This is a genomic window from Deltaproteobacteria bacterium, from assembly GCA_011773515.1.
In the GTDB taxonomy this organism is placed as follows: domain Bacteria; phylum Desulfobacterota; class Deferrimicrobia; order J040; family J040; genus WVXK01.
This window is the reverse complement of sequence record WVXK01000013.1, coordinates 1-3,953: the sequence shown is the minus strand read 5'-3', so window position 1 is coordinate 3,953 and position 3,953 is coordinate 1. Positions and strand designations below refer to the sequence as shown.

General features: G+C 61.9%; 4 protein-coding genes. 3 read left to right on the top strand and 1 reads right to left on the bottom strand.

Annotated elements, in window-relative coordinates:
- The 3 genes from GTN70_01470 to GTN70_01460 all read left to right on the top strand — a co-directional run.
- Nucleotides 1-257: hypothetical protein (locus tag GTN70_01470; protein NIO15666.1), on the top strand; the 257-nt coding region annotated here is incomplete at its 5' end.
- Entirely contained in the window at nucleotides 254-799 is a 546-nt protein-coding gene (locus tag GTN70_01465; GenBank protein ID NIO15665.1) for a hypothetical protein, read from the top strand. The genes GTN70_01470 and GTN70_01465, both read left to right, overlap by 4 nt.
- Nucleotides 800-806: 7 nt before the next feature.
- Nucleotides 807-1,397, top strand: a complete 591-nt coding sequence (locus GTN70_01460; GenBank protein ID NIO15664.1) for a hypothetical protein — start codon at nucleotides 807-809, stop codon at nucleotides 1,395-1,397.
- Between the two features lie 55 nt (nucleotides 1,398-1,452).
- On the opposite strand, the gene GTN70_01455 is transcribed toward GTN70_01460, so the two are convergent.
- Nucleotides 1,453-3,291 carry a hypothetical protein gene (locus GTN70_01455; protein NIO15663.1) on the bottom strand — a complete coding sequence of 613 codons (1,839 nt, stop codon included), beginning with the start codon at nucleotides 3,289-3,291 and terminating at the stop codon, nucleotides 1,453-1,455.
- Nucleotides 3,292-3,953 lie beyond the last annotated feature (662 nt).

Genomic DNA, 3,953 nt, shown 5'->3' with positions numbered 1-3,953 from the left:
ATGCCCCGCCGGTTCTCAAGGTCGTCAAGGAGGTAACGGAGAACCTGCCCGAGAGCGCCTGGGCAACGACGCTGAAGTTCAAGGGGAACAGCGTCATCGTCAGCGGCTACGCCGAATCGTCCGCCGGCCTTCTGTCGAAGCTCGAGGCTTCCAAGGTCCTGAAGAACGTGGCGTTCATGTCCCCCACCCTGCGGGACCGGAGGACGAACAAAGAGCGCTTCTCCATAAAGATGGACGTGGAGGGGGCGGGAAGATGAAAAAGAGCAGGACCCTCATATTCACCCTCCCCGTGGCCATCATCCTCGCGGGCTTCGTGGCGTACCAGTACGGCTACGTGACGATCCAGGAGCGGATCGACGCGGTGCAGGAAGAGCGGGGGATAAAGATGAAGACGCTGGAGAAATACGTGAAGGTGATCGCCGAGAAGGGTGCCCTGGAGGATCGTCTCGCCCGGCTGGAAAAGGCCCGGAAACGCCTGGACGCGAACCTCATCGCCGGGGAAACACCCTCCCTTGCCGCCGCGAGCCTGCTTGACATCGCAAAGAGCGCCATAACGGCGAAGGGCGGCAGGGTCTCGAGCGAGCGGGTCGGCAAGACGGAGGAGGTCGGGGAGATGACGGTCGTAAACGTCAACATCGACGCGGTGATACCCGACTCGGGGGCGCTCGCCGAAATCCTCTACGCCCTGGAGAGCCGCACCCCCTCCGTGGTGGTCAGCGAGCTCGAGGTGCGGGTCGTCAACATCAGGTCCCCCCGGGAGATCAACACGAAGATGAGCCTCTCCGCCCTGAAGGAGTGAATGGAAGATGCCCGCCCTGCGATACATACTGCGGAACATCACCCCCCTGAACGTGTTCCTCGTCGTCGTCATGGCCGCCGCCGCTTTCGCCCTCTACCCCTCCCTGAAAAAGAGGGGAACGATAGAGATGCCCGCACCGGAGGCGCAGGGGGAGTCGCCCCGCGACGTTATCTCCTTCGATGCGCCTGCCGACCTCTCGGACTACACCGTCGTGGGAGAGCTGAACCTGTTCCACCCCGACAGGAAGCCCCCGCCACCGGAGGAGGCCGTCGAGGTCGTCCAGGCGCCGCTGCCCGACGTTGAGTTCACCCTGTACGGGACGCTGGTTACCGACGACGTGACCCTGGCCTTCGTGGAGGAGAGGTCCTCCAGGAGGAGGGCCAGGGGGAGGAGGAAGAGAATATCGGTCCTCCGGGTGGGCGATACCATTTCGGGATACGTCCTAAAGATCATCGAGCCCGACAGGGTCATCATGGTGCGGGGGGAGGAGGAGATGGCCGTGCCGCTCTACAACCCGGCTGCGGAGATCCCGCGGGGAGCGAGACCGGCCCGGGAGAAACAAAGAACACCCCCCGCACGGGGCAGGCCCCGGCGGTAGCCGCCGGGCCAAGCGGCCGCCGTCAGGAAAAAAACCGAATTCTCCGGAAAAAGTCTTACTCGAGGTTTACGGGGCTTCCTGCGAAGCTCGACGAAAGGCCCGAACCGAGCCTCTCCTCGCTCTCTTTTATGAGCTTATCCTTCTCGATCTCCGGCTCGAAGGTGTTGAGCCGCAGGATGAAATCCCTCGTGGCGTCCTTTGCCTGCTCGAGGTCGGTGATGACGCGGGGCGTTAAGAGGATCACCACCTCGGACTTCTGCTTGGTCACCGAGGTGAATCCGAAGAGGTAGCCGATGATGGGTATCCTGCCGAGGATCGGCACGTAGTCCCGCGACTTGGACTTTCTCTCGCGGATCAGGCCGCCGATGATGATGGTCTGCCCGTCCTTGGCAACCAGGCTGGTGGAGGCGTTCGTGGTGGATATCACCACCTGGTCGGAGCCCAGGATGTTCTGCACCGAAAAGTCGGAAACTTCCTGGGATATGTCCAAGACGATCACCCCGCCGTCGTTAATCTGCGGCTTGACGGAGAGGATGACGCCCGTGTCGCGGTACTGGATCGTCCTCTGGATGTCCGTCGTCCCGGCGACGGCCGTCTCCGAGGTGGCGACGGGCACCTGGTCGCCGATCTGGATATTCGCCTCCTTCTTGTCGATGGCGAGAATGTTGGGCGATGCCAGGATGTTCACCTTCGATTTTGCCTCGACGGCCTGCAGGAACGCCCGCACGACCCCCGACTGGTCGACCCCCACGAAGGTAAAGCCCTCCGTGGCTGACGGGCCGAGGTTGCCCGAGTCAAAGCCCGTCTCGCTGTCCAAGTCTATGCGGCCGCCTCCCAGCCCGACATGGTGGGTGAAGGACCACTCGATCCCGAAGCGGAAGTCGTCGGACAGGTCCACCTCGGCGATCATCGTCTCGATCAGCACCTGGCGGGGAATGATGTCGAGCTGCTCGATGGCCCCCTTGATGACCGCGTAGTCGTCCGGCGTCCCGACGACCACGATGGAATTCGTCACCTCGTCGGTGAACACCCGCGCCGACTCGGAAACCAGGCTCGTTCCTACCGGGGACGCCACCGATGACTTCGCCCTCGGTGTGGGCGGGGCCTCACCCCGGGGCTGTCCCACGGGGATCGGCGGCGCCTCTCTCCCTTTTACGGTCACTTCCTTCTGCTCCCCGAAAAATATCTCCTCCAGGACCGCGACGATCTCCTCTGCCCGGCCGTTCTTCACGGGATGGATGAACACCCGCGGCTTGGAGACCTTGAAGAGCGCGTCGATCTTCCCGACCCACTTCCTCACGTTTACCAGCTGGCTCTCCTTCGTGCTGATGATGAGCAGGGCGTTTAACTTCTCGATGGGGAGCACCTTCACCGCCCCCTCCCGGAGGGGGATTCTGATCACCCTCTCCAGGTCTTCCATGAACTCCCCCACGCTTACGTTCTCAACGGGCAAAAGCTCGATGCTCAGGTCGTCGGGGTCCTTGCCCGCCTGGGAGGTGATGAACTCGTCCGACACCTGCTCCAGGGGTACGATCCGGTAGATGCCCTTCTCCTCCACGAAACCGATGCCGTTGATCCGCAGGATAACCTCCATGACCGAGAGGACCTCGCTGCGCGGGATGGGCGCGAAGGTCCGGAAGGTGACCCTGCCCGTCACTTCGGGGTAAATGACGTAATTTACCTTCAGCACCTCCCCGAAGACGACCCGCGCTACCTCGAAGATGTCGGCGTCCTCGAAATTGAAACTCACGGACCCACGCCCCCCCCTGTCGCGCACCTGCGCCCGCGCGGAAAAATCTCCCTGGAAAATGCCCGGTACGCCCGATATGGAGACGAACGCGACAAGGAAGGAAACGACGGCCAAGATCCTGTACTGCCTTTTTACGCTTCTCACAAGATCCCCTCCCCCCATTGATTTGCGGTAAAAAAGCCCCGCTCTGGGCCGTTTGCCTGCTTTCGATATGTCTTTTCAGCGCTCATTATAACGCGGTTTTCGTAAAATGAGAACCACCTTTCGCCGCGCCCCTGCATATCCGGGGAACGCATGTCCCGGAACCGTGAAAATTTACGCGCCGCGCGGGGAAAGCGGGCCCCGCCGTGTTAATCAGCAATAACCACGCCAACGTGGGATTATTGTGGAAATCCCCGGAGGGCCGGGCGGCAAACCTGCCGGAAAGCGGCGTTTTCCGCCGGTCGCCGGGGACGGGCCTTTTTCGGGGGCAACGGCGGCAGCACGACGCGAGTTGCTACCAACTGCTGGAAATATTTATGCTTTCTGGAGAGCCTCCGTTATCGATAACGCATATCGGTAATGGCAGAATTCCCCGCGGCCCCCCTGTCGGGGTTCTCCCCCGCCCGTGGAGGAGGCGGGAGCATCCCCCCGGAAATAACCCGGAAATACTTTTCCAACCCGGCGGNNNACGGCTCGAGACGATACGACCCGCTCTTTGCTTTGCATTTTGCCGTTTTGCGTTTACAATGCAGGTAATGTCCTCGCTCTCTCCACATGCGCCGGGAAACGCCATGGTATTCCCAACGGCCGGTGGGGAACAGGGA

Bases quoted from the DNA above. Each gene is read 5' to 3' on its own strand.
- GTN70_01465 (NIO15665.1), top strand. From the start codon at position 254: ATGAAAAAGAGCAGGACCCTCATATTCACCCTCCCCGTGGCCATCATC.
- GTN70_01460 (NIO15664.1), top strand. From the start codon at position 807: ATGCCCGCCCTGCGATACATACTGCGGAACATCACCCCCCTGAACGTG.